Below are 23,100 nucleotides of genomic sequence, written 5' to 3'. Positions count from 1 at the left end.
CGACAGACGTGTCGGTCGCAAAGCCCACATCGCGGGACTCCTTTACTGCGCGCTATGGCGGCGGCCCGCCTTTTCACGCCATTCCAGTCCTTGGCATGGGGCTTGCTATCGGGAGTTCGTGGGCGATCATGGGGGTTTGCGACATGGATCTTGCGGTAGGGATCAACGATACCACTTTGCGTGATGGGGAGCAGACGGCCGGCGTAGTCTTCAGTGCCGAGGAAAAGATCGCCATCGCCTGCGCCCTGGATCGCGCCGGAGTCGCCGAATTGGAGGTCGGCATACCGGCCCTGGGCCCCGAGGAACGCGAAACGATACGCGCGCTTGGTGCGCTCAAGCTCGGCGCGCGCCTTATGGTGTGGGCGCGCATGTGCCGCTCTGACCTCGACGCCGCCGCTCTTTGCGGGCCGGTACTCGTCCATCTTTCGATCCCGGCATCGGACATCCAGATCCACCGTAAGCTTGGGCGTAACCGCCTTTGGGTCTTGAAGACCGTGACGCGTTTCGTGGAAGACGGCGTCGATCGGGGCATGACGGTCTCGGTCGGGGCCGAGGACGCCTCGCGCGCTGATCCAGACTTCCTGCGTCGGATCGCCGATGCGGCGCAAAAGGCAGGGGCTTGGCGGCTACGATTTGCTGACACCCTTGGCGTGCTGGACCCGTTCACCACACACGAGCGCATCGCTGCGCTTGTTCACAATACCGACCTGCCGATCGAAATCCACGCGCACGACGACCTTGGCCTTGCCACCGCCAATACCCTGGCGGCGGTGCTTGCCGGCGCCCGTTATGCCAACACTACCGTAAACGGTCTGGGTGAGCGGGCCGGTAACGCGAGTCTGGAGGAGGTGGTGCTCGCGCTGCGCGTGATCCATCAACGCCCGACAGGTATCGACATGACGCACCTGCCTCTGATCTCAGAACTTGTCAGCCGGGCCTCCGGCCGCCCGACCCCCGCCCAGAAGAGCGTCGTCGGCGATGCAGTCTTCACTCACGAGGCCGGTATTCACGTCGACGGGCTATTGAAGGATGTCCGCACCTATCAGGGCTTCGACCCGGCGGAGGTGGGGCGCGCACATCGCGTCGTGCTCGGTAAGCACTCAGGTTCGCGCGCCGTGGCCTACATCTACGACAAGATGGGCATTGCGCTAAGCCGCGAGCAGGCGCAGGAGATCGTGACTTTGGTCCGTGCCCACGCCATGCGTACCAAAAACCCGCCGAGCGATCAGGATCTGCGCGGCTTCCTTGGCGAGACCGGCGCCCTGGTGGCGGCGATGGTAGCCATATGAGCGGCCCATCCCAGGGATCGGCAAGCCAGAGGCTCTTTCGTGAGTTGAGCCAATTATCGGCGGCCGAGGAGTTCTTCGAGTATTTGGCGGTGCCCTACGACAAACACGTCGTGAACGTGAACCGTCTCCATATCTTAAAACGTTTCCGCCAATATCTAGCGATTGCCCTCGACGACGCGTCTGCAGACGGCGAGGACCTGCACGCCTTGTGCGCGTCCCTCCTAGAGAGGGCTCATGGCGATTTCGTGCGCTCGAACGCACGCATCGAGAAGGTCTTCCGGGTTTTTCAGGATCAGACAGCGGAGGTCGCGGTCAAGACGATCGGGCGTACTCCCGCGGTGCGCCCTAAAGGAGAGTGAGATGCATATCCTGGTTTGCATAAAACAGGTCCCCGACAGCGCACAGATCCGCGTGCACCCGGTTACCAATACAATCATGCGCCAAGGGGTGCCTGCGATCGTGAACCCCTACGATCTCTATGCTCTCGAGGAGGCGTTGCGCCTGAAGGATCGCTACCGGGCGCGCGTGACTGCGCTATGCATGGGGCCGCCACCGGCCGAGGCGGCGCTGCGCAAGGCCCTGGCGTTTGGTGCCGACGAGGCCATCCTGCTGACTGATCGGGCCTTCGCGGGTGCCGACACCCTGGCCACGAGTTACGCCTTATCGGCGGCGATACGCCAGGTTCATAAGGGCCTGCCGGTCGATCTTGTCTTTGCCGGCAAGCAGACCATAGACGGCGACACGGCACAGGTGGGGCCTGGTATCGCCACGCGTCTTGATATGCAGTTGCTTACGTATGTGAGCAAGATCGTCTCCCTCGATCCGGCTGCCGGAGAGATCGTCGTGCACAGACGGTCCGAGGGCGGGGTGCAGGTTTTGAAGACCCAGTTGCCGGCGCTCATTACCGTGCTTGAGGGCATCAACGAGATGCGCTTCGCTTCCTTGACCGACATGCTTCGTGCCGAGCGCCATTCGCTCGCGATATGGAGCAAAGACGACGCCCATATCGATGATGCCACCAAGATCGGCCTGAAGGGGTCGCCGACTGCCGTCTCCAAGGTCTTTGCGCCTACTCCCACTAACCGTCGCGCGGAGATCATTGAGACGCAGAGCGGTCAGCCGATCGATCTGGCGGCGACCTTGGTTGCCAAGCTCTTCTCGAACCGCCCGGATGTGGCGCTTGCCATCAACCCTTCCCCCACGCCCGACGGGAGTTCCCTATGACATCCTCACCAGCACAACAAAAGCAGGCACCGCGAGCCGCCGGCCGCCGCGTCATGAAGCTTGACGAACGTCTGGCAGGCTATAAAGGGGTCTGGGTCTTTGTCGAATACGAGCGCGGGCAGGTCCATCCCGTATCCTGGGAATTGCTGGGCGAGGGCCGCAAGCTGGCCGATGCCCTGAATGTGGAGCTCGCAGCGGTCCTGCTCGGCTCCCCCAGTGACGCCATCCGGGGTTGCTGCGATCAGGCTATACACTTCGGCGCGGACGTCTGTTATCTCGCCTGTCATCCGGTCCTCAAAGACTATCGCAATGCCCCATACACGACCGTGCTCACTGAGCTTGTCAATCGCTACTGCCCGGAGATCTTGCTTCTGGGGGCGACGACGCTCGGTCGCGACTTGGCCGGCAGTGTCGCCACGACTCTAAAGACAGGGCTTACTGCCGATTGCACGGGCCTTGTGATTGACCCTGAGAACCGGGGTCTCGCGGCCACTCGCCCGACTTTCGGCGGCAGCCTCTTGTGCACTATCGTGACCTTGAACTACCGCCCGCAGATGGCGACCGTGCGCCCGCGCGTCATGGCCATGCCGGCCGCCGACGCCACCCGTACCGGCCGCGTGGTCGAGCATCCGGTTACGGCGGTCGAGGAGTCGATCGCCACAAAGATCCTGGAATTTATCCCTGACGACCGTGTCACAGAGGCCCAGCTCCCATTCGCCGACATCATCGTAAGCGGTGGGCGCGGCATGAAGCGCCAGGAGAACTTCCGCCTTATACACGATCTCGCGCGCGTACTGGGCGCGGAGGTGGGTGCGAGCCGTCCGGTGATCCAGGCGGGATGGGTGGGCGCCGAGCGGCAGGTGGGGCAGTCTGGAAAGACAGTTCGGCCGCGGCTCTACATCGCGGCGGGTATATCGGGGGCCGTTCAGCATCGCGTCGGCATGGACAAGTCCGACGTGATCGTTGCAATCAACGAGGACGCCAACGCCCCGATATTCGAGTTTGCGCACTACGGCATCGTCGGCAACGCCATGACCATCCTGCCGGCCTTGACCCAGGCGTTTACGGAGCACTTAAGGGCCCGGAAGCGGGCCGGCTGACGGTTAAGGAGGTTTTATGTCGGAACATTTCGATGCCATTGTCGTAGGCGCGGGCCCCGCCGGAAACAGTGCCGCCTATACCCTGGCCCAGGCCGGCCTCAAGGTCCTGCAAATCGAGCGCGGCGAGTACTCAGGGTCCAAGAACGTGCAGGGGGCCATTCTCTATTCTGATGCCCTGGAGAGGATCATACCGGACTTCCGCGAGGATGCGCCGCTGGAGCGTCATGTCATCGAGCAGCGCATGTGGGTCTTGGATGATGAATCCTATATCGGCGGCACTTATCGATCGGCCGATTTCAGCAAGCCCCCCTATAACCGCTACACCATCATCCGTTCCCAGTTCGATCGCTGGTTCTCCAAAAAAGTCCGCGACGCTGGGGCGCTCGTCGTTTGCGAGACCACGGTGCTCGACCTGCACATGGATGGGCACCGCGTGGTGGGGGTCCGCACCGACCGTGAGAACGGTTCGGTGTATGCCGACATTGTTATTCTGGCTGATGGCGTCAATTCCCTCCTTGCACGCAAAGCGGGATTCCATGGCGAACTGAAACCCAAAGATGTGGCCCTAGCCGTCAAGGAGATCCACTTCCTACCCGAGCAGACGATAGAGGACCGTTTCAACGTCAAAGGGACCGAGGGTGTCGTCATCGAGATGGCTGGCAAGATTACCCAAGGCATGGTGGGCACAGGCTTCCTCTACACAAACAAAGAGTCTGTGACGATCGGAGTCGGTTGTCTGCTCTCCGACTTCAAAAAGAGCAAGATTGCCCCTTATGCTTTGCTCGAGCGCATGAAGGCCCATCCGGCCATAAGGCCGCTGCTCGAAGCGGGCGAGATGAAGGAATATACCGCGCATCTGATTCCAGAAGGCGGCTACAACGCCATCCCAGCCGTTTACGGCGACGGCTGGCTCATGGTCGGTGACGCCGGCATGTTCGTTAATGCCGTGCACCGGGAGGGGTCGAATCTGGCCATGACCACCGGGCGCCTTGCGGCCGAGACTGTCATCGACCTAAAGGCACGGAACAAACCCATGACTGCGCAGAATCTGGCGGCGTACCGCAAAGCTCTGGATGAAAGCTTCGTCATGAAGGACATGAAAAAATATAAAAATGTCCCGAGCGTCATGGACAAGAACCGGCAATTTTTTATCGACTATCCTCATCTCGTAAGCCAGGCGGCTCATACCCTCTTGACGGTAGATGGGGTTGACAAAAAAACCAAGGAGCGCGCGATTCGCCAGGAATTCACGCGCGCGCGATCGAGATTTGGGTTGTTCGCCGATGCGTTCAGGCTGTGGAGGGCGTTCGAATGATGCGCATAGAGGAAAAGCTCTTCCAGAACCGGTACCGCGTGGACGCTGGACGCGCCCACATCGAGATCACCGATGGGGACATCTGCGCCGTTCATTGCAAGGAAAAGCCTTGTACCTTCTGTTGCCCGGCGGGATGCTATGCAGAGGACAATGCCGGCCGCGTGACCTTGATCACCGATGGCTGTCTTGAGTGTGGGACCTGCCGCGTCATATGTGGCGAGCACCGCAACGTTCGTTGGGAATACCCCCGAGGGGGCTACGGCATATTGTTCAAGTTCGGCTGATATCGAAGCTGGGCGTGGCCCCTTGACGGGGCCGACCCGGGGAGGGGATCTTCGGGAGTTTGCGGCAAGCCGTGCCGCGGTATAAGCCGCTGCCCGCGTGCCTTTCCTGTCCTTGCGCTCCCTAGAGCCCCACCATGGCTGCACCGGCCTCTGCGTACAAGGCTCCGCGGGGGGCGGTCCCCCGGTCGGCTCGCAATTTCAAAGGCGCGTTATCTTTACGAGAAAAGGCGGCGCCACCATCCGCCCAAAGCGGCCGGATGGCGCGACGCATCCCCAATTTAGGCCGAAAACGAGTTACCGCAGCCGCAGGTCGAGCGCGCGTTGGGGTTCTTCACAACAAAACGGGCCCCTTTAAGGTCGTCTCGGTAGTCGATGTCGACTCCCATGAGGTAGGGAAGACTGAGCGGATCGATCACGACGCGCACCCCGTCTTTGTCGATCACTCGGTCGCCCGGCTCGGTCGTGCCCTCGAAGCAGAAGCCGTATTGGAATCCGGCGCAGCCTCCGCCACCGACCCATATCCGCAGATAGACATCCCCCAGACCCTCCTCGGCCATAAGCGTCCGCATCTTCCCAAGCGCATCGGTGCTCACCGTAATAGGGTCACAGATGCCGCCGACCGGACCCATCTCTCCTATCGGATCCGGGCTTTTCTGCAATGCCTTCTGAGCCATGTTCTCACCTCCGTTTTTTGACCGCGGGGGCACAATGCGAGTCTTTCGTGTCACCCGGCGAACAACCCATCCGTCTCCCTGGAAGGGCGGGAGTCTCGGTTTGTGTAACCAGCAAGTCCCATGCCACATGAGTGTTCCTCTTGGCGTGCGTCCACCACATCCGTTCTGATCGTCCGTGGTTACACGGAACGTCGGGGCAAGCCGCCTCGTGCGGCGCAATCCCGCACGTCCCCGTGCATGTCGCATAAGCGACGAATCGGGCGTTTTTGTTCGGCTTCGTCGCTAATCCGACACATCCGGCCCATCCCGCCCGCCGAAAAACGCCCGTCACGACACGCCCGCGCGTTCCAATAGACGCTGGCACGGCGTTTGCTGAAGGACCGATGTGAATAATGCGCCACCGCACAGGCTGCGGTTCTTTCACTGCCAGAGGAATCGTTCCATGGAATCAAAAGACATTTCGGATACGACCCGGCCGCAAGCCTCTTTGGAGGGCGTAGCCGTTGCGGCCTCCGAGCATAAGGGTTGCGGCGCCTCGGGTGGGTCCGGTAAGGCCGGCTGCGGCTCGTCCATGGCGCCCGAGGACATGGCCCCAGGCGTTTGGGAAAAAGTCAAGAATCACCCTTGTTACAGCGAAGAGGCTCACCACCACTATGCGCGCATGCATGTGGCTGTGGCACCCGCTTGCAACATCCAATGCAACTACTGTAACCGGAAATATGACTGCGCCAACGAATCTCGCCCCGGCGTTGTCAGCGAGCGATTGACGCCTGAACAGGCCGCCCGCAAGACCTTGGCAGTGGCAAGCGCCATACCGCAGATGACCGTCCTCGGAATAGCCGGACCGGGGGACCCATTGGCGAATCCCGAAAAGACCTTCAAGACATTCGAGCTCATAGCCCGCGAGGCCCCGGACATAAAGCTGTGCCTGTCTACGAATGGGCTCGCCTTGCCCGACTATGTCGACCGGATCAAGGGTCTCAACGTCGATCACGTGACGATTACGATAAATATGGTCGATGTGGAGGTGGGCGCCAGAATCTACCCGTGGATCTACTATCGGCATAGGCGCTACACCGGACGCAAGGCCGCGCAGATCCTTCATGAGCGGCAGATGCAGGGTCTTGAGATGCTTACCGAGCGCGGCATCCTCTGCAAGGTCAACTCTGTCATGATCCCGGGGATCAATGATCAGCACTTAGTCGACGTCAATAAGGCCGTGAAGTCACGGGGTGCCTTCCTGCACAACATTATGCCGCTCATCTCGGCGCCGGAGCACGGGACGGTGTTCGGTCTAAACGGGCAGCGTGGCCCTACGGCGCAGGAACTGAAGGCCCTGCAGGATCGTTGTGAGGGGCAGATGAACATGATGCGGCATTGCCGCCAATGCCGTGCCGATGCCGTGGGACTGTTAGGCGAGGATCGCTCTGCGGAGTTTACCACCGAGAAGGTGATGGAGATGGAGCTTTCCTACGATGGTGCAGCGCGTCGCGCCTATCAGGCGACCGTGGAGGATCAGAGACAAGAAAAAGCGGCCGCCAAGGAGGTTTGGCTCGAGGGGCTGCGCGAGCGCCAGTCCGACATCGCGATTCTGGTGGCGGTTGCCACCAAGGGTGAAGGGCGTGTGAACGAGCACTTTGGGCACGCCAAGGAATTCCAGATCTATGAGGCGGGCGCCGGTGGCGCGAAATTCGTGGGTCATAGGCGTGTCGATCTGTACTGTCAGGGTGGCTACGGGGAGGAAGATGCCTTACCGACCATTATCCGGGCCCTAAACGATTGCACCGCGGTCCTGGTGGCTAAGATCGGCGGGTGCCCGCGGGCTTCGTTGAAGGAGGCCGGAATAGAGCCAGTCGACTCCTGTGCTCACGAGTTCATCGACGCGGCGGTACTGGCCTACTACAAGGGCTATGTCGACCGGGTGGAGAGGGGCGATATCACGCATGCGCCGAAAGGCGACGCGGCGATTCGCCAAGGGGCTTACGTCGCCGCCTAAGTCCCGTGCGACGCTATCGAAAACACAAGGAGAGATCCATGCCATACAAGATCATAGGCTCGCAGTGCACCGCGTGCTCGGCCTGCGAGCCGGAATGCCCCAACAACGCCATCCGCGAAAAGGACGGAACATACGTCATAAAGCCTGAAAAGTGCACCGAATGCATCGGGTATTTCGATGACCCCCAGTGTGTTGCCGTGTGTCCGGTCGAGAACACCTGCGTGATCGACACAAGCGTCGCACGCTACCAGGCTTGAGGGCGCGCCTATGTGCATGACGATCACACCATCAGCTCTCAAGTTTATGCGCCGTATGTTGCGTATGAGTGGCAACCCGGCGCACGGCTTCCGTCTACTCGCGGCCCCCGGAGGATGCTCCGGCATGAGCGTCGAATTCACCGTGGAGGCGGCGGCCCCCGCGGGCGACGTAACGATGCAGTACGAGGACGTCACGCTCCATATGTCACCTGCGACCCAGGCGCTCCTCGAGCGCTGCACTCTGGACTTCTCCGACGCGGCCCACTCGTCTGGCTTCACGGTAATGGATCCGAAAGGCAGCGGATGCGGTTGCTCAAGCGCCGGTGCCGGCGCGGCCGTAGTCGACATAAGCGCCCTGAAGCGTCGGTCCTAGGGCTTCCGAAAGTCGCGCGCAAGCGGTCACGAAAGGGGGAGCGAATATGAAGATCAGCCGCGATAGCGACACGGTCGAATTGAACGGGCCGCCGCGATTCGATTATGGAGAAAAGGTCCGATCGCGCAAGACCGTGCGCAATGACGGGACTTTCCCTGGCAAGGACATAGGCGATGTTCTCGTGAAAAAGGGCGATGAGGGCTACGTGACGAGCATAGGAACATTTTTGCAGCAGTTCTATATCTACGGCGTGGACTTCGTGGCCAACGGCTATCGGGTCGGCATGAAGGGGCGGGAACTCGAGAGCGCCGCGCCGGCCGAAGGGTCTGACCCGGGGTGTTGATGGCGCCGGGCCCGGCCGGTGATCCGAAGACCAGGGGGGTTAGGCGATGACCGAAAAGGGCTCGGCCCATGTCTATCTCGACTACAGCGCGACCGGGCTCGTGGCGCGGGAGTGTCTGGAGGCGATGCTTGCCTGTCTGCGATCGGGTATCGGCAACCCGTCGAGCGCGCACGCTGCGGGCATGCGCGCAAAGGGTCTTCTGCGCGAGGCGCGCGCCGAGGTAGCAGGGCTTGTGGGCGCGCGACCCCAAGAGATCGTTTTCACGAGTTCGGGGACCGAGGCGAACCACACAGCCATTTTGGGGACACTGGCCGCGCGCGCAGGCCGCAGGCATATCGTCGCAAGTGCCGTCGAGCACCCCTCGACCCTGATGTTGTTGCGTCATCTGGAGGAGACGGGCATAGCCGTGACCTATCTGCCTGTCGACAGCGAAGGGCGGCTGGCTGCGGGCGCGGTGCGGGATGCTGTCACCGACGATACCGCGCTTGTGACGCTCATGTGGGCCAATAACGAGACCGGCGTGCTCTTTCCGATCCCCGAGATCGCGGAGACTACGCACGCCTTGGCTGTGCCGTTCCACGTGGATGCCGTGCAGGCGGCCGGCAGGATACCGATTGACCTTAAAGAGCTACCCATAGAAATGCTGTCCCTGTCTGGCCACAAGCTGCATGCGCCGCCTGGGGCGGCTGCGTTGTTTGTGCGTAAGGCCTTCAAGATCACGCCCCTGCTTTGGGGCCACCAGGAGCGCAGGATGCGTGGTGGCACCGAGAATCTTCCGGCGATCGTAGGCTTTGGGAGCGCCTGCGCCCTCGCCCAGGAGGATCTGGAGGGGGAAGCCCTCCGTATAGGCAGGCTGCGCGCCGATCTTGAGCGCGGCATCGTTGAGCGCTTCCCGGCGGCGCGGATCCATGGGGTGGAAGCACCGCGGCTGCCCAATACCAGCAACATCAGTTTTGGGACTTTGGATGGTGAGCGGATCATGGCGGCCCTTGATCGCCGAGGCGTGGCGGTCTCTCTGGGGGCGGCGTGCGCCGCCGGCGGGATGGATCCATCGCATGTGTTGACGGCCATGGGGCTCGATCGGCGCGTGGCCCTGGGCGCGATCCGGTTTTCGTTCGGGCGTTACAACAGTGAGGCATGCGTGGGACGGGTCTTGGCCCTGCTTCCTGAAATCCTGGGCGAGGTGGCCGCGCGCGCGGCTTAAGGGTACACGAGGATGCAGGGGGATAGGCAATGAAGGTGATGATACGCAGAAATCGCGAGGGTGTGTTGTCGGTCTATGTCGCGAAGAAGGATCTGGAGGAGCCGATCGTGGCCATGGAGCAGCCGGCCATGTGGGGTGGGCGCGTCACGCTTGCCAACGGCTGGCAGCTGGAGTTGCCCGCGTTGGCGGTGGAGACGACCTTGCCGATCACAGTCGATGCGCGGCGGATTGCGGAGGCATGAAGCCATGAGGGAATCCGATTGGCACCGCCTGCAGGGTCTCCTCGACGCCGACGCCGGCCCGCCTCTTTCAGTCTTACGGCGTGAGTTCCCGGAGCTTGCCTTCGTGTTTTGTGATGCCGTGGATATGGTCGGAAGCCAGCCGTTTCGGGTCACCCCTGCGGCCGATATCTATCTCGTGGACGGGCGCGACCATTGCGTGGCGGTGACGCCTGATCTGGCCGCGGCCACCGGTCTACTCATAGCCGTGCGCGAGCGGGCATGAGCGCCCTCAAGATCCGGACCGAAGTTTGGGATATCGCCGCCGCCGATCGCGAGCGTATGCGGGCGGCGGAACAGGCAAGCCCGGCTGTGCAGGCGACCATCATCTCGGCCTTCGAGGCGCGCGTCGCCACGCAGCTTGCGAGGCGCCACGCCGTGGCGTGCGCAAGCGCCACAGGCGGTCTTCAGCACGTCTTCGAGGTCTACGGGCTTGGGCCCGGCGACGAGGTCGTGGTCTCGGCCTATTCCTGGCACGGGATCGCCCGCGCGGTGTGGCGGGTGGGCGCGACACCGGTATTCGCCGACATCGATTATTGGTCCGGCACACTCAATCCCGAAAAGGCCGCTGCCAAAATCGGGCCCGCCACGCGCGCCATTCTGGTTGGTAATACCAATGGCCACCCCGCCGATTGGACGGCCTTCGAGGAGCTGCGCCTGCGCCACGATCTTATCCTCATTGAGGATTCGACGGAGGCTATCGGGTCCACGTACGAGGGAAGGCCGGTCGGCTGTTTTGGTGACGTGAGCCTGTTCGATTTTCAGGCACGGGGCCCAGTCGCAGGCGGCGCGGGGGCGCTCGTCTTGACCGATGATGTGCGACTTGCGCAGGCCTTAGGCGAGCATATGACAGCTGGTCGCAAGGCTGATGTCATGAGCGCCTCCACCGCGGCCTTGCTGGATGCGCAGTGGGGGCGCTTGGAGGACACCTTGGCCGCGCGTGCTTCGGTCGCGGCGCTCTACGGGCGCCACATCCGCTCCTTCGAGGGCATTAAAGACCCCTACACCGGGCCCCGGGTAAGCGCCCACCACGCGTTTACCTTTCTCGTCCATTTGGGTGCGCGCTTCAGCCGCCAAGCGCGCGATGCCATTGTCGACGATCTGTGCGAAGGTGGCATAGAGGCGCGCGCCTATGCCATACCCCTTTATCGCGATGAGGAGTGCCGGCGTAGACGGCTTTCGGGGGCCGGTTGCGGATTGACCGACAAAATCGCCGACCGCGGCATCGTCCTCCCGTTCTATGCCGGGCTTGCCGAGGAAGAGATCGCGCGGATCGTCGAGTCCTTGAAGGACGCCTCCATTAATGTCGGCGCGGGGTCTGCGATCTATCTCTAGAGGGGCGGAAAATACGGCGAACATGGCTTGCAGTCCCTACGCTCAATGATGAAAAGGAGTCTTCGATCATGATCATACCCAACGACTTGCGCGCGGCCCTGGCCGCAGGACACATCATCCCCTACGTGGGCCCGAGTGCGATCGCCTTGGACGGCGCCTGTCCGTTGCCTGCGACCCCGGAGGATCTGGTCTTGCGTTTTACGAGCAAGGTCGCGGTTCCCCACAAGATCCGAGGAAATCTCACCGCTGCCGCCCAGTTCATAGAAAACTTCAAGCACCGAAAGACCGTCAACACGCTCATGCGGGATGCCTTCGCCGCGCAGGCTGCGCCCAACATCCTGCACGAGTGGCTCGCCGCGCGGGGTTTTCCGGTGATAGTCCACGCCTGGTATGACGACCTGTTGCGACAGGCCTTGGAGCGACGGTCTGACGAGTGGGGGTTGCTGCAGGCCGTGAGCCAGGCCGAGCATTACGGCACGTGGGTGCACTCGTTCCGACACGACGGCACGCGGGCGATGCCGGGCGACGAGGTCCTCTGGGCTACGCTTCTCTACGAACCGCTTGGCGCCATTCATCCGGCGTGCAATTTTCTCGTGTCGGATTCTGACTTTGTCGAAGTCTTAACAGAGATCGACATCCAGACCCCGATCCCGGCTCGAGTGCAGGAATTGCGTACCGACCGCGGTTTTCTCTTTCTTGGATGCCGCTTCACGACCCAGCTCGAGCGTGTGTTCGCGCGCCAGATCATGAAGCGCTCACAAGGGCCGCACTGGGCGGTCTTGCCAGACCCCCTCACGCGCAACGAGGCCCGCTTCCTCAGCGAGCAGTCGATTACGCCCATCGCTCAAGATCTCGCAAGCTTTACTCGCGCGCTGGCAGCTTATGCGCCGCTACCCCATACCCACAGCGCCTCGCAGGCGCCCCCTATGGTTGGGGCCGCGTCCTAAACTAACTGGTCTCCACTCCTATCCCGATCGCCGCGCGCAACCCCAGGGCCAGTCGCACTTTGCGGCGGACCGCCTCCACCGTAAGAGTCTGGGGCAGGAGGCTGTGGGCCCCTTGGGCAAGCCAGCGCGCTCCCTCCGGCTCGCCTGCCTGCCCCACCAGGACCACGACGCGGGTCTTGGGGCTCATTTTTCGGATTCGATCCATAAGCCCCACATCGGCGTCCCCAAGCTCAATCCTATCCACGATCGCCACGTCGGGCAGGCGCTCGCGTATCCTGTCGAGCGCCTGATCAAGTCCGCTCCATTCGTGGGTCTCGTATTCGTCCTGCAGCATGAACTGCAAGGCTGTGCGCTTGATCTCGCAAGGCGAGATGACGAATACACAAAAATTTGCCACTGCCGCGTCGCTCGTCACGCCGATTTGCATGCCAGAGCCTCCTTAAGGTCGGTCGTGAGCTGCGCAGCAAGTTTCGTTCCGACCCGCATCCCACGCGCAAGCTTTGGGTTCCGCGCTTCATTGGGGACGGCGTACCTCCGCCATCCGACGTTTCTGTTGCATTTGAGACAAGTCCCACAGTCCAACCCCGATTTTGTCGTAAGGCCGACAGGGTCGTTCCCAAAGAACCACGTTTTTGCCGCGTTTGCGTATGGCACGGCATTTGCTCTTGATTCGCCCGTACGGCACGCCGCTGCGGGATGCCAGGAACCAAGGCGCGAACGTGGCGGCCACCATGACGTTTCTCAGACCAAAAAGAGTTTGAAGCGGATTGGGCAGCCAGAGCCACGAAGAGCTTCCTCATTAAAGGAGATCGGAAATGACAGGATTACGGCAAATCGCGTTTTACGGAAAGGGCGGCATCGGCAAGTCGACGACCTCCCAGAATACGCTCGCCGCCCTTGCGGAGATGGGCCAGAAGATTCTCATCGTAGGCTGTGACCCGAAGGCGGATTCCACCCGCCTCATCCTGCATGCCAAGGCGCAGGACACAATTCTGAGCCTGGCTGCGGCGGCGGGTAGTGTCGAAGATCTGGAGCTCGAAGACGTCATGAAGGTGGGGTATCGCGACATTCGATGCGTGGAATCTGGCGGTCCCGAGCCTGGGGTTGGGTGTGCCGGCCGTGGCGTCATCACATCGATCAACTTCCTCGAGGAAGAGGGCGCCTATGAGGGCGCGGACTACGTCTCCTACGACGTGTTGGGCGATGTCGTGTGCGGGGGTTTTGCGATGCCGATCCGCGAGAACAAGGCCCAGGAGATCTACGTCGTGATGTCGGGCGAGATGATGGCCATGTACGCCGCCAACAATATCTCAAAGGGCATCCTGAAGTACGCCAATTCGGGCGGTGTGCGCCTGGGCGGGCTTGTCTGCAACGAGCGCCAGACCGACAAGGAGTACGAGCTCGCCGAGTCCCTGGCGAAGAAGTTGAATAGCAAGCTGATCCACTTCGTGCCTCGCGATAACGTCGTGCAGCACGCGGAGCTGCGCCGCATGACGGTGCTTGAGTACGCGCCCGATTCCAAGCAGGCCGACGAATATCGGACCTTGGCCCGGAAGATTCACGAGAACGTGGGCCAGGGCACCATCCCGACGCCCATCACCATGGACGAGCTCGAGGATCTGCTCATGGAGCACGGCATCATGAAGGCGGTGGATGAGTCCATCGTAGGAAAGACCGCCGCCGAGTGCGCAGTGGCCTGACGACGTTGACGCTGGCCGGGGCGTGGCCCCGGCCGCACTGACAGGAGTTCGCTATGGATCTGACACTGGATGAAGTAAAGGCCCGCAACGCCGAGATCATCACCGAGGCGCTTTCCATCTACCCGGACAAGACCGCCAAGAAGCGTGCCAAGCACCTGAACGTTTATGAGGGCGATAAGCCCGACTGCGGTGTGAAATCCAACATCAAGTCGGTACCCGGTGTCATGACGATCCGCGGCTGCGCCTACGCGGGCTCCAAGGGGGTCGTGTGGGGGCCGATCAAGGACATGATACACATCTCCCATGGACCGGTCGGATGTGGCCAGTACTCCTGGGCGGCGCGGCGCAATTATTATATCGGCGTCACAGGGGTCGACACCTTCGTGACCATGCAGTTTACGTCCGATTTCCAGGAGAAGGACATCGTCTTCGGGGGCGACAAAAAGCTCGACAAGATCGTAGACGAGATCCAGACCCTGTTTCCGCTGAACCACGGCATAACGATCCAATCCGAATGCCCGATTGGCCTCATAGGTGACGACATCGAGGCGGTCGCAAAGAAAAAGTCCAAGGAGTACGACGGCAAGACCATAGTGCCTGTGCGCTGCGAGGGATTCCGGGGCGTATCGCAGTCCTTGGGCCATCATATCGCGAACGACGCGGTCCGTGACTGGGTCTTCGAGAGGCCGGGCGAGAGACCCGTCTCCTTCGAGAGCACCCCTTACGACGTCGCCATCATCGGCGATTACAACATCGGCGGCGATGCCTGGTCGTCGCGCATCCTGCTCGAGGAGATGGGTCTTCGGGTCATCGCCCAATGGTCCGGAGACGGCAGCCTGGCGGAGCTCGAGAACACGCCCAAGGCTAAGCTCAACATCCTGCATTGCTATCGCTCCATGAACTACATATCGCGCTACATGGAGGAGAAGTTCGGAATTCCCTGGGTGGAATACAACTTCTTTGGTCCGTCCAAGGTAGCCGAGTCCTTGCGTGCCATCGCCAGCCATTTCGATGACCACATAAAGGAGGGGGCGGAGCGTGTGATCGCCAAGTACCAGCCGCTCATGGACGCGGTCATCGCCAAGTATAAGCCGCGCCTTCAGGGCAAGAAGGTCATGTTGTACGTGGGAGGGCTGCGTCCCCGACACGTCATAGGGGCCTACGAGGATCTCGGTATGGAGGTCATAGGCACAGGCTATGAGTTCGGCCATAACGACGACTATCAGCGCACCACGCATTACGTGAAGGATGGGACGCTGATCTATGACGACGTGACCGGCTACGAGTTCGAAAAGTTCGTCGATCGTCTGCAGCCGGATCTTGTGGGCTCGGGCATCAAGGAGAAGTACGTCTTTCAGAAGATGGGCGTGCCGTTCCGGCAAATGCATTCCTGGGACTATTCGGGGCCCTATCATGGTTACGACGGTTTCGCGATATTCGCCCGCGACATGGATATGGCGATCAATAACCCAGTATGGGGTCTCGCCAAGGCCCCCTGGAACGCGGGGCAGTAGTTCGGTAGCCCACGTCCTTAATCGAGCGAATGGAGAGTTTGTATGAGCCAGAATGCTGACAAAGTCCTCGACCACTTTAGCCTGTTCCGGTCCCAGGAATATGTGGACATGTTCGAAAATAAAAAGGCCTTCGAGAACGCGGTGCCTGTGGCCGAGCTTCAAAGCGCCGTCGACTGGACCAAAACCCGGGAATACCGCGACCTGAACTTCGCTCGCGAGGCCTTGGTGGTAAACCCGGCCAAGGCCTGCCAGCCGTTGGGTGCGGTGTTTGCGGCCGTGGGCTTCGAGGGGACCTTGCCGTTCGTGCACGGCTCGCAGGGCTGCGTCGCTTATTATCGCAGCCACTTCAGTCGCCACTTCAAGGAGCCTACGTCGTGCGTGTCGTCATCGATGACCGAGGATGCGGCGGTGTTCGGCGGGCTGAACAATATGATCGACGGTCTGGCCAACGCCTACAACCTCTACAAGCCGAAAATGATCGCGGTGTCGACGACTTGTATGGCGGAAGTCATAGGCGATGACCTGAACGCCTTCATCAAGACTGCCAAGGAGAAGGGCTCGGTGCCCGCGGCGTTCGACGTCCCGTTTACCCACACGCCGGCCTTCGTGGGCAGTCACGTCACGGGTTACGACAACACCATGAGGAGCATCCTGGAACATTTTTGGGACGGCAAGGCCGGGACCGAGCCGCCACTCGTGCGCGAACCACGAGATAGCATAAACCTCATCGGCGGATTCGATGGCTACGCGGTGGGCAACATGCGCGAGGTGAAGCGCCTGTTCAGTCTTATGGGCGTCAACTATACGATGCTCGGGGACAACAGCGACGTCTGGGATACGCCCACCGACGGTCACTTCCGCATGTATGACGGCGGCACCAAGCTTGAGGACGCGGCCGCCGCCGTTCACGCCAAGGCTACGATCTCCATGCAGGAGTTCTGTACCTTGAAGACGCTCGCCTATGCGGCGAAGAAGGGGCATGAAGTCGCGGCCTTCAATCACCCGATCGGGGTGGCCGCAACCGATCGCTTCCTCATGGAGGTCGCCCGTCTTTCGGGGCGCCCGATCCCGGAGGAGATCACGCGCGAACGCGGACGTCTGGTGGATGCCATTGCCGACTCTTCGGCGCATATCCATGGGAAGAAGTTCGCGCTCTATGGTGACCCGGATCTGACGCTTGGGCTTACGGGCTTCCTGCTCGAATTGGGCGCGGAGCCCGTGCATATCCTCGCGAGCAACGGGACGCCGGACTGGGAGGCCCGTGTGCAGGCCCTTCTGGATGCTTCGCCGTTCGGCAAGGGGTGCCACGTCTACCCGGGGCGCGATCTCTGGCATATGCGGTCCTTGCTCTTCACTGAGCCCGTCGATTTCCTGATCGGCAACACCTACGGGAAATTCCTCGAGCGCGATACGCGTACACCTCTGATCCGCATAGGCTTCCCGATCTTCGATCGTCATCATCACCACCGCTATCCGCTGTGGGGTTACCAGGGAGCCATGAACACGCTGGTGAAGATCCTGGACAAGGTTTTCGACGTGACCGATGCCGATACGATGATTCCGGGCAAGACCGACTATAGCTTCGACATCATCCGCTAAGGGGCTCCGCCCTCACAGGGCAGCCGCAAAGGTCCCGGCTAGGAGATGACTTATGGGCAATGTGACGTTTATCGCTCCACCGTTCGATGTGGAGCGCGTGATCAAGCTCGAACCGTGCCATGGCGCGACGCTGCTTATGATTGCGCGCGAGATACCGTGGCCTGCCCATAAGACCTGCGGCCAGGGCCTCTGCGGGGCCTGCGCCGTCAAGATCGTGTACCGGGACCGGGGCCGTGCTGCGGCGCGGGTGATCTTAAGTTCGGACGAAAAGACGGTTCTCTATCAAGCGGGCAAGCTCACAGACGCCGAATACCGGGCCCAAGACATCGCGGCCCATCCGGCACTCTGGCGACTGGCTTGTCAGTACGTGGTGGAAGACGAGGATATTTTGGTCTTCGCCTAGCAAGGCGCTGCTGAACGTCTGGAGGCGACATGGATAGCTTGGCGAATACCGTGCAGCAGGTCTTCAATGAGCCCGCTTGCGGCAAGAATCTGACGAAGGGCGACCGGGAGCGCAAGAAAGGCTGCACGCAGGCCCTGCAACCCGGCGCGGCGGCTGGCGGTTGCGCCTTCGACGGGGCCAAGATTGCCTTGCAGCCCATCACCGATGTCGCGCACCTGGTGCATGGACCCATTGCCTGCGAGGGCAACTCCTGGGACAACCGCGGGGCGAAGTCCTCCGGGCCGCTCCTCTACCGGACCGGATTCACAACCGACATCAACGAGACAGATGTGGTGTTCGGTGGGGAAAAGCGCTTGTTTCGCGCCATAAAGGAGATCCTCGCCAAATACGATCCGCCGGCGGTGTTCGTTTATCAAACGTGCGTGACGGCGCTCATAGGAGACGATATCGAGGCTTTGTGTAAGGCCGCGAGTACCCGCTTCGGAAAGCCCATCATCCCGGTCAATGCGCCAGGTTTCGTCGGCAGCAAGAACTTAGGCAACAAACTTGCGGGCGAGGCACTGCTCGAATACGTCATAGGAACCGAGGAACCCGGGTACACGACGCCTTACGACATTAACATTATCGGCGAATACAATCTGGCCGGCGAGCTCTGGCAGGTCAAGCCCCTGCTTGCCGAGCTTGGTGTTCGGGTTCTGGCGTGCATCAGTGGCGATGCGCGTTATCACGAAGTAGCTTCGTCCCATCGCGCCCGCGCGGCCATGATGGTGTGCTCCAAGGCCATGATCAATGTGGCGCGCAAGATGGAGGAGCGTTACGGCATCCCGTTCTTCGAGGGTTCATTCTATGGCGTGTCGGATATGAGCGAGGCGCTGCGCGAGATCGCGCGCCTGCTTGTGGCGCGTGACGCACCTGCGGATCTTGCAGAGCGCGTCGAGGTTCTGGTCGCCCGCGAGGAGGCACGTGCCTGGGCGCGACTTGAAGCCTACCGACCGAGACTGCAGGGCAAGCGCGTACTTTTGATCACAGGTGGCGTGAAGTCCTGGTCGATGGTTGCGGCGCTCCAGGAAATCGGCATCGAGATCGTCGGCACGAGCGTCAAGAAATCGACCAAGGAGGATAAGGAGCGCATCAAGAAGATCATGGGTGATGAGGCCCATATGATCGAGGACATGACGCCGCGCGAGATGTACAAATTACTGAAGGACGCGCGCGCCGACATCATGCTGTCGGGTGGACGCTCGCAGTTCGTGGCCTTAAAGGCCAAGGTTCCATGGCTCGACATCAATCAGGAGCGTCATCATGCCTACGCCGGTTATGATGGCATGGTGGCCCTGGTGGCCGAGATCGATAAGGCCCTCTACAACCCGATCTGGGGGCAGGTGCGCCGTCCGGCGCCGTGGGATGCGGAAGTGGTGTCATGACCGTCCCGGCCGCCATCCATGAGCGCGCCGCGCGGCCCGCGAGCAAAGCCTGCACGGTCAATCCCCTGAAGATGAGTCAACCCCTTGGGGCGGCGCTTGCCTTTCTTGGCGTCGCCGGGTCCATGCCAGTCTTTCACGGGTCGCAGGGATGCACGGCCTTCGGTCTGGTCTTGTTCGTCCGCCACTTTCGCGAGTCCATTCCGCTGCAGACGACTGCCATGAACGAAGTCACAACTATACTCGGCGGCGGTGAGAACATCGAAAAAGCGCTTCTCAATATCCACAAGCGCGCGAAGCCAGCGTTCATCGGTATCGCCTCGACAGGGCTTACAGAGACCAAGGGTGACGACGTCGCGGGTGATCTGCGGGCGATCAAGGGGGCGCATCCGGAACTCGACATGCCGATCGTCTATGTCTCGACGCCCGATTATCAGGGGGCCTTCCAGGATGGTTGGGCCAAGGCCGTGACCGCCATTATCGATTCGCTCGTAGCGCCCGTGGCGACCATCAAGGGTCAGGTGACCATTCTGCCCGGGTGCCATGTGACCCCGGGGGACATCGCGGCGTTGCGCGCCATCGTCGTCGATTTCGGCTTGTCGCCGCTCGTGCTGCCCGATCTGTCCGGTTCACTCGATGGCCACGTGCCGGTGGACTTCAGCCCCACGAGTCTCGGTGGCACCACCTCCGCGGATATCGCACGGATCGGGGCGTCGGAGGCCGCTATCGCCATTGGCGAACAGATGCGGCCGGCGGCCCGAGTCCTGGCGGAAAAGACGGGGGTCCCGACTCGGATCTTCGATCGCCTCACAGGACTTGCAGCCACCGACGATTTCTTGGCGTATTTAAGCGCCTTGTCCGGGCGCCCGGTGCCCGACAAATATCGTCGTGAGCGCAGCCAGCTTGTGGATGCCATGCTCGATGCCCACTTCTTCTTCGGCGGCAAACGTGTCGCCATCGGTGCTGAACCGGACCTGCTGTGGGCCTTGGGGGCGTGGTGCAAGGATATGGGATCCGAGCTGGCCGCAGCCGTCACCACCACTGAGTCCCCGGTGCTCGCGTGGCTTGCGGCGGAAGGCGCGTGCCTGGGTGATCTTGAGGACCTGGAAGCGCGGGCCTTTGGTTGTGACCTTTTGATCACTCACTCGCACGGACGCCAGGCAGCGCAGCGCCTGGGTATTCCGTTCTTGCGCATGGGCCTGCCGATTTTTGATCGCCTGGGGGCCGCGCACCGCGTCATCGTGGGCTACAAGGGTACGCGCGATCTCGTCTTCGAGGTCGGCAATATCTTTCTCGCCCATGGTCATGAGTTGCGGCCGGCCGACGCGGACTCCGGTATCGCGCAAGACCCCTGCCACAAGCCCGCGATGGGAGACGTGACATGCGCCGGCTCCTGTCGCAGCCATCATTCCATAAGGGAGACTTGAATCGCCATGAAGATCGCGTTCGCAACACAGGATATGAAGCGCGTCGACGCCCATTTCGGTTGGGCCAAGAACATCGCCGTCTATGAGATATCGGAGGACGGCTACGAATGCGTGGGGGTGCATGAATTTGACGGCGAACTCAATGAGGATGGCAACGAGGACAAGCTCGGGCCCAAGCTCGCGGCGGTTGCCGATTGCGCCATTCTTTATGTCGCCGCCATAGGGGGATCGGGTGCGGCGCGCGTGGTCGCGAAGAATGTGCATCCGATCAAGGTCTCGAGCCCTGAGCTGATCGATGATCTCCTGGCACAGTTGCGCAAGGTTTTGGCCGGCACGCCCCCGCCATGGCTGCGTAAGGCCTTATTGAAGGGTCGGGAGCGCACGTTTGCTTTGGATGAAGAGGTGGGCCATGGCGCACAGTGAGACTGTTTTGGAAGACGAGGCCGTCCTTCAGTTGCCCTTTGTCCAGGAGCTCGTGAAGCAATGGCGGGCGCAGGACACTCATGGGGCCTGGGACGGAAAGACCGAGTTCGACCTGCTCGAGCCCTATGTGGTCGACAAGGCCAAGCGCAAGGAGATGCCCATCATCGGCGACCCGGACCCAGAGACGCTCTGGCGCCTCGAGCTTTTCTATAATGCCGTGGGACTCTGTGTTGAGCGCCGCACCGGCGTCATGGCCCAGCCCATGATCAAGATGCACCATGAGGGGTTCGGACGCCTCGTGCTGCTCGCCGGACGCCTCGTGGTCGTGAACAAGCACTTGCGTGACGTGCACCGCTACGGCTACCCGACGCTCGCTGCTCTCGGCGCGGAGGGCGAGAAGATCGTCGCGGCCGCGGTCGCCATGATTGAGCAATATCCCGATCTGGCCAACTATGGAGGCTGAAGCCATGAGCGCAGGGCTTGCCGACGACACCGAATCCCTGAAGAAGCGCATCAAGAAACTGAGCGCCCAGGCCATCGAGCACAAGATGCGGCTCCACGACCTCGCCGAGGAGCTTCCGATCGCATGGGAGACAATCCGCGAGGTGGCCGCCTGCACCCATGAGGCTTACCAAGCCCTGGCTGCGGCACGCACCGAACTCGCGGGGGTGGGAGGCGATAGTGGCTGACATCGCGGTCACCATGCCGGACGGACGGAGTTGGGTCCCCCGGTTCGTGCAGGGCTTGAACCGCGACAAGTGTATAGGCTGCGGGCGTTGCTACCGGGTGTGCGGACGCGACGTCCTGCAACTCGTGGGCGTGACCGACGAGGGCGCGACCGTAGCGCTCGCTGTCGGGGCGGACGACGATGACGACGGGGAATACGAGAAGAAGGTCATGACCATTGCGCAGCCAAGAAACTGTGTGGGCTGCGAGGCGTGCGCGAAGATCTGCCCGAAGAAGTGCTATACCCACACACCCATGCAGGACGGAGGATAGGGCCATGGCGACAGTCGGACATGGGCATGAAGCGTCTTGTGCAGCGACGGGCGCGATCGACAGCGCATTGGTACGTGCCTTTGCGGGCGTGACTGCGCGTTTCCGGACGCTTGGTCTCGCGCCGCAAGAGTTCGCGGCCCTAAGACGGCAATATTTAGGCGAACGGTTCCATCTCGACGAGACGGTTGTGGAGACTGGCGCATGCGTAGCCTTGCGCGCCGACGAGCACGGCGAACTTGTGGAGCTTCTGCTTGTGTCCCGTGCCGATGATTCAAAGGAGACGTTCTGGCTTGCTAACACGATCGCCACCGCTTGCCTGGGCGACAATCACCTTTGGCAGGACATGGGGCTTGCGGGGCGCGATGAGTTGTCCTGGCTCCTGCAACGACACTTTACTTCGCTCTACGAAAAGAATGTCGATAACATGAAATGGAAGAAGTTCTTCTATAAAGAGCTCTGTCGGCGAGAGAGGGTGGTCTTGTGCAAGGCCCCAAGTTGTGGCGTATGCGCGGACTACGCAGCCTGTTTCGGCGCCGAGTGAAATAAAGCGCCCTGAAGCCGCAGGTTTTGTTCCAGAGAGCACGTAATGCCTCGATCACGGGGCATGTCGGAGCTTACCATGGAGGCTTGGTCGCCCGGCCCGATATATCTCGGTCGCGTTCGACCGGCGGTCGGATCGGCCGGCGGGCTCGCTTCCTATACATCTGCCTCAAGGCCTTAAGCTTGCCCGGCCATTCCTCCTTATCCACTCGCCTCGGCATGCCCTGCAGGCGATACAGTCAATGGAGCGCAATCCCTCCCGCGACTAAAGTCGCAGGCTGCTCGGGGCTTACTACGATGGCGCAAAGAGGCCGCGCAGGAGATTTTTGGGGGCCCGAAAAAGGGCACGATGGGTGGATACGCGGCCCGGCGGTCAGGTGTACCGTGTAGCGCGTTTGGTCGGCGTCTCGCGGGCCGTGCCACTTGCTTGCGGAAGCCATCGTGGGGGAGTTCGA

At 61.5% G+C, this 23,100-nt stretch carries 28 protein-coding genes; 26 read left to right on the top strand and 2 right to left on the bottom strand.

Going from position 1 to position 23,100, the window contains the following annotated elements:
- Positions 1 to 143 precede the first annotated feature (143 nt).
- From nifV to ACYCTF_RS08305, 6 genes are read left to right on the top strand one after another with little or no spacing between them, the layout of a single operon-like run.
- Positions 144 to 1,289, top strand: coding sequence for a homocitrate synthase (nifV, locus tag ACYCTF_RS08330; protein ID WP_461283520.1), 1,146 nt, complete (start codon positions 144 to 146; stop codon positions 1,287 to 1,289).
- The gene (nifW, locus tag ACYCTF_RS08325) at positions 1,286 to 1,648 is read left to right on the top strand and encodes a nitrogenase-stabilizing/protective protein NifW (RefSeq protein ID WP_461283498.1); all 363 of its coding nucleotides are present in this window, start codon (positions 1,286 to 1,288) and stop codon (positions 1,646 to 1,648) included. The genes nifV and nifW overlap by 4 nt, the downstream gene beginning before the upstream one ends.
- 1 nt (position 1,649) lies before the next feature.
- Positions 1,650 to 2,513, top strand: coding sequence for an electron transfer flavoprotein subunit beta/FixA family protein (locus ACYCTF_RS08320; protein WP_461283497.1), 864 nt, complete (start codon positions 1,650 to 1,652; stop codon positions 2,511 to 2,513).
- Positions 2,510 to 3,613 carry an electron transfer flavoprotein subunit alpha/FixB family protein gene (locus tag ACYCTF_RS08315; RefSeq protein ID WP_461283496.1) on the top strand — a complete coding sequence of 368 codons (1,104 nt, stop codon included), beginning with the start codon at positions 2,510 to 2,512 and terminating at the stop codon, positions 3,611 to 3,613. Before ACYCTF_RS08320 ends, ACYCTF_RS08315 begins: the two co-directional genes overlap by 4 nt.
- 16 nt (positions 3,614 to 3,629) lie before the next feature.
- Complete coding sequence (locus ACYCTF_RS08310; protein WP_461283495.1) at positions 3,630 to 4,928, top strand: FAD-dependent oxidoreductase; 1,299 nt, start codon at positions 3,630 to 3,632, stop codon at positions 4,926 to 4,928.
- Entirely contained in the window at positions 4,925 to 5,212 is a 288-nt protein-coding gene (locus tag ACYCTF_RS08305) for a ferredoxin family protein (RefSeq protein ID WP_461283494.1), read from the top strand. Before ACYCTF_RS08310 ends, ACYCTF_RS08305 begins: the two co-directional genes overlap by 4 nt.
- 278 nt (positions 5,213 to 5,490) lie before the next feature.
- Here the strand turns inward: ACYCTF_RS08305 and erpA are convergent, their stop codons facing one another.
- The gene (gene erpA / locus ACYCTF_RS08300) at positions 5,491 to 5,841 is read right to left on the bottom strand and encodes an iron-sulfur cluster insertion protein ErpA (RefSeq protein ID WP_461283519.1); all 351 of its coding nucleotides are present in this window, start codon (positions 5,839 to 5,841) and stop codon (positions 5,491 to 5,493) included.
- Between the two features lie 487 nt (positions 5,842 to 6,328).
- Here erpA and nifB point away from each other — a divergent pair, with 487 nt between their 5' ends.
- The 9 genes from nifB to ACYCTF_RS08255 all read left to right on the top strand — a co-directional run bounded on the left by nifB (position 6,329) and on the right by ACYCTF_RS08255 (position 12,619).
- Complete coding sequence (gene nifB / locus ACYCTF_RS08295; RefSeq protein ID WP_461283493.1) at positions 6,329 to 7,882, top strand: nitrogenase cofactor biosynthesis protein NifB; 1,554 nt, start codon at positions 6,329 to 6,331, stop codon at positions 7,880 to 7,882.
- Between the two features lie 38 nt (positions 7,883 to 7,920).
- Positions 7,921 to 8,139, top strand: coding sequence for a 4Fe-4S dicluster domain-containing protein (locus tag ACYCTF_RS08290; RefSeq protein ID WP_461283492.1), 219 nt, complete (start codon positions 7,921 to 7,923; stop codon positions 8,137 to 8,139).
- Between the two features lie 10 nt (positions 8,140 to 8,149).
- Positions 8,150 to 8,512 carry a HesB/IscA family protein gene (locus ACYCTF_RS08285; protein ID WP_461283491.1) on the top strand — a complete coding sequence of 121 codons (363 nt, stop codon included), beginning with the start codon at positions 8,150 to 8,152 and terminating at the stop codon, positions 8,510 to 8,512.
- A gap of 46 nt (positions 8,513 to 8,558) precedes the next feature.
- Entirely contained in the window at positions 8,559 to 8,855 is a 297-nt protein-coding gene (locus ACYCTF_RS08280) for a nitrogen fixation protein NifZ (protein WP_461283490.1), read from the top strand.
- Positions 8,856 to 8,901: 46 nt separating this feature from the next.
- Positions 8,902 to 10,059 carry a cysteine desulfurase family protein gene (locus tag ACYCTF_RS08275; RefSeq protein WP_461283489.1) on the top strand — a complete coding sequence of 386 codons (1,158 nt, stop codon included), beginning with the start codon at positions 8,902 to 8,904 and terminating at the stop codon, positions 10,057 to 10,059.
- A gap of 29 nt (positions 10,060 to 10,088) precedes the next feature.
- Positions 10,089 to 10,301, top strand: a complete 213-nt coding sequence (gene nifT / locus ACYCTF_RS08270) for a putative nitrogen fixation protein NifT (RefSeq protein WP_461283488.1) — start codon at positions 10,089 to 10,091, stop codon at positions 10,299 to 10,301.
- 4 nt (positions 10,302 to 10,305) lie between these two features.
- A complete protein-coding gene (locus ACYCTF_RS08265) occupies positions 10,306 to 10,563 on the top strand; it encodes a hypothetical protein (RefSeq protein WP_461283487.1) in 258 nt (85 codons plus the stop codon).
- A complete protein-coding gene (locus tag ACYCTF_RS08260) occupies positions 10,560 to 11,672 on the top strand; it encodes a DegT/DnrJ/EryC1/StrS family aminotransferase (protein ID WP_461283486.1) in 1,113 nt (370 codons plus the stop codon). Before ACYCTF_RS08265 ends, ACYCTF_RS08260 begins: the two co-directional genes overlap by 4 nt.
- A 68-nt stretch (positions 11,673 to 11,740) precedes the next feature.
- Positions 11,741 to 12,619, top strand: a complete 879-nt coding sequence (locus ACYCTF_RS08255; RefSeq protein WP_461283485.1) for an SIR2 family NAD-dependent protein deacylase — start codon at positions 11,741 to 11,743, stop codon at positions 12,617 to 12,619.
- A gap of 1 nt (position 12,620) precedes the next feature.
- On the opposite strand, the gene ACYCTF_RS08250 is transcribed toward ACYCTF_RS08255, so the two are convergent.
- Entirely contained in the window at positions 12,621 to 13,046 is a 426-nt protein-coding gene (locus tag ACYCTF_RS08250) for a hypothetical protein (RefSeq protein WP_461283484.1), read from the bottom strand.
- 388 nt (positions 13,047 to 13,434) lie between these two features.
- Between ACYCTF_RS08250 and nifH the strand changes: the two genes are divergently transcribed.
- The 11 genes from nifH to ACYCTF_RS08195 are packed head-to-tail and all read left to right on the top strand — an operon-like array spanning position 13,435 to position 22,646.
- Positions 13,435 to 14,319 (top strand): nitrogenase iron protein, encoded by an 885-nt coding sequence (nifH, locus tag ACYCTF_RS08245; protein WP_461283483.1) that lies wholly within the window; start codon positions 13,435 to 13,437, stop codon positions 14,317 to 14,319.
- A gap of 53 nt (positions 14,320 to 14,372) precedes the next feature.
- Positions 14,373 to 15,833 (top strand): nitrogenase molybdenum-iron protein alpha chain, encoded by a 1,461-nt coding sequence (gene nifD, locus ACYCTF_RS08240; RefSeq protein ID WP_461283482.1) that lies wholly within the window; start codon positions 14,373 to 14,375, stop codon positions 15,831 to 15,833.
- Positions 15,834 to 15,875: 42 nt separating this feature from the next.
- Positions 15,876 to 17,432, top strand: a complete 1,557-nt coding sequence (gene nifK, locus ACYCTF_RS08235; protein ID WP_461283481.1) for a nitrogenase molybdenum-iron protein subunit beta — start codon at positions 15,876 to 15,878, stop codon at positions 17,430 to 17,432.
- A 52-nt stretch (positions 17,433 to 17,484) separates the two neighbouring features.
- The gene (locus tag ACYCTF_RS08230; protein ID WP_461283480.1) at positions 17,485 to 17,835 is read left to right on the top strand and encodes a 2Fe-2S iron-sulfur cluster-binding protein; all 351 of its coding nucleotides are present in this window, start codon (positions 17,485 to 17,487) and stop codon (positions 17,833 to 17,835) included.
- A 29-nt stretch (positions 17,836 to 17,864) separates the two neighbouring features.
- On the top strand, positions 17,865 to 19,259 hold the full coding sequence (gene nifE / locus ACYCTF_RS08225) for a nitrogenase iron-molybdenum cofactor biosynthesis protein NifE (protein ID WP_461283479.1): 1,395 nt from the start codon (positions 17,865 to 17,867) through the stop codon (positions 19,257 to 19,259).
- The gene (gene nifN / locus ACYCTF_RS08220; RefSeq protein ID WP_461283478.1) at positions 19,256 to 20,683 is read left to right on the top strand and encodes a nitrogenase iron-molybdenum cofactor biosynthesis protein NifN; all 1,428 of its coding nucleotides are present in this window, start codon (positions 19,256 to 19,258) and stop codon (positions 20,681 to 20,683) included. Before nifE ends, nifN begins: the two co-directional genes overlap by 4 nt.
- A 6-nt stretch (positions 20,684 to 20,689) precedes the next feature.
- A complete protein-coding gene (gene nifX / locus ACYCTF_RS08215; protein ID WP_461283477.1) occupies positions 20,690 to 21,106 on the top strand; it encodes a nitrogen fixation protein NifX in 417 nt (138 codons plus the stop codon).
- Positions 21,093 to 21,569, top strand: coding sequence for a NifX-associated nitrogen fixation protein (locus ACYCTF_RS08210; RefSeq protein WP_461283476.1), 477 nt, complete (start codon positions 21,093 to 21,095; stop codon positions 21,567 to 21,569). Before nifX ends, ACYCTF_RS08210 begins: the two co-directional genes overlap by 14 nt.
- A gap of 4 nt (positions 21,570 to 21,573) precedes the next feature.
- A complete protein-coding gene (locus ACYCTF_RS08205) occupies positions 21,574 to 21,795 on the top strand; it encodes a CCE_0567 family metalloprotein (RefSeq protein ID WP_461284778.1) in 222 nt (73 codons plus the stop codon).
- A complete protein-coding gene (fdxB, locus tag ACYCTF_RS08200; protein ID WP_461283474.1) occupies positions 21,788 to 22,105 on the top strand; it encodes a ferredoxin III, nif-specific in 318 nt (105 codons plus the stop codon). Before ACYCTF_RS08205 ends, fdxB begins: the two co-directional genes overlap by 8 nt.
- Before the next feature lie 4 nt (positions 22,106 to 22,109).
- A complete protein-coding gene (locus ACYCTF_RS08195; RefSeq protein ID WP_461283473.1) occupies positions 22,110 to 22,646 on the top strand; it encodes a nitrogen fixation protein NifQ in 537 nt (178 codons plus the stop codon).
- Positions 22,647 to 23,100: the final 454 nt, after the last annotated feature.

The organism is Acidiferrobacter sp. (genome assembly GCF_054609335.1).
This window is presented reverse-complemented; position numbering and strand designations above follow the sequence as displayed.

Coding starts and splice junctions, on each gene's coding strand:
- nifV (WP_461283520.1), top strand. CDS start 144: ATGGATCTTGCGGTAGGGATCAACGATACCACTTTGCGTGATGGGGAG.
- nifW (WP_461283498.1), top strand. CDS start 1,286: ATGAGCGGCCCATCCCAGGGATCGGCAAGCCAGAGGCTCTTTCGTGAG.
- ACYCTF_RS08320 (WP_461283497.1), top strand. CDS start 1,650: ATGCATATCCTGGTTTGCATAAAACAGGTCCCCGACAGCGCACAGATC.
- ACYCTF_RS08315 (WP_461283496.1), top strand. CDS start 2,510: ATGACATCCTCACCAGCACAACAAAAGCAGGCACCGCGAGCCGCCGGC.
- ACYCTF_RS08310 (WP_461283495.1), top strand. CDS start 3,630: ATGTCGGAACATTTCGATGCCATTGTCGTAGGCGCGGGCCCCGCCGGA.
- ACYCTF_RS08305 (WP_461283494.1), top strand. CDS start 4,925: ATGATGCGCATAGAGGAAAAGCTCTTCCAGAACCGGTACCGCGTGGAC.
- erpA (WP_461283519.1), bottom strand. CDS start 5,841: ATGGGTCCGGTCGGCGGCATCTGTGACCCTATTACGGTGAGCACCGAT.
- nifB (WP_461283493.1), top strand. CDS start 6,329: ATGGAATCAAAAGACATTTCGGATACGACCCGGCCGCAAGCCTCTTTG.
- ACYCTF_RS08290 (WP_461283492.1), top strand. CDS start 7,921: ATGCCATACAAGATCATAGGCTCGCAGTGCACCGCGTGCTCGGCCTGC.
- ACYCTF_RS08285 (WP_461283491.1), top strand. CDS start 8,150: ATGTGCATGACGATCACACCATCAGCTCTCAAGTTTATGCGCCGTATG.
- ACYCTF_RS08280 (WP_461283490.1), top strand. CDS start 8,559: ATGAAGATCAGCCGCGATAGCGACACGGTCGAATTGAACGGGCCGCCG.
- ACYCTF_RS08275 (WP_461283489.1), top strand. CDS start 8,902: ATGACCGAAAAGGGCTCGGCCCATGTCTATCTCGACTACAGCGCGACC.
- nifT (WP_461283488.1), top strand. CDS start 10,089: ATGAAGGTGATGATACGCAGAAATCGCGAGGGTGTGTTGTCGGTCTAT.
- ACYCTF_RS08265 (WP_461283487.1), top strand. CDS start 10,306: ATGAGGGAATCCGATTGGCACCGCCTGCAGGGTCTCCTCGACGCCGAC.
- ACYCTF_RS08260 (WP_461283486.1), top strand. CDS start 10,560: ATGAGCGCCCTCAAGATCCGGACCGAAGTTTGGGATATCGCCGCCGCC.
- ACYCTF_RS08255 (WP_461283485.1), top strand. CDS start 11,741: ATGATCATACCCAACGACTTGCGCGCGGCCCTGGCCGCAGGACACATC.
- ACYCTF_RS08250 (WP_461283484.1), bottom strand. CDS start 13,046: ATGCAAATCGGCGTGACGAGCGACGCGGCAGTGGCAAATTTTTGTGTA.
- nifH (WP_461283483.1), top strand. CDS start 13,435: ATGACAGGATTACGGCAAATCGCGTTTTACGGAAAGGGCGGCATCGGC.
- nifD (WP_461283482.1), top strand. CDS start 14,373: ATGGATCTGACACTGGATGAAGTAAAGGCCCGCAACGCCGAGATCATC.
- nifK (WP_461283481.1), top strand. CDS start 15,876: ATGAGCCAGAATGCTGACAAAGTCCTCGACCACTTTAGCCTGTTCCGG.
- ACYCTF_RS08230 (WP_461283480.1), top strand. CDS start 17,485: ATGGGCAATGTGACGTTTATCGCTCCACCGTTCGATGTGGAGCGCGTG.
- nifE (WP_461283479.1), top strand. CDS start 17,865: ATGGATAGCTTGGCGAATACCGTGCAGCAGGTCTTCAATGAGCCCGCT.
- nifN (WP_461283478.1), top strand. CDS start 19,256: ATGACCGTCCCGGCCGCCATCCATGAGCGCGCCGCGCGGCCCGCGAGC.
- nifX (WP_461283477.1), top strand. CDS start 20,690: ATGAAGATCGCGTTCGCAACACAGGATATGAAGCGCGTCGACGCCCAT.
- ACYCTF_RS08210 (WP_461283476.1), top strand. CDS start 21,093: ATGGCGCACAGTGAGACTGTTTTGGAAGACGAGGCCGTCCTTCAGTTG.
- ACYCTF_RS08205 (WP_461284778.1), top strand. CDS start 21,574: ATGAGCGCAGGGCTTGCCGACGACACCGAATCCCTGAAGAAGCGCATC.
- ACYCTF_RS08195 (WP_461283473.1), top strand. CDS start 22,110: ATGGCGACAGTCGGACATGGGCATGAAGCGTCTTGTGCAGCGACGGGC.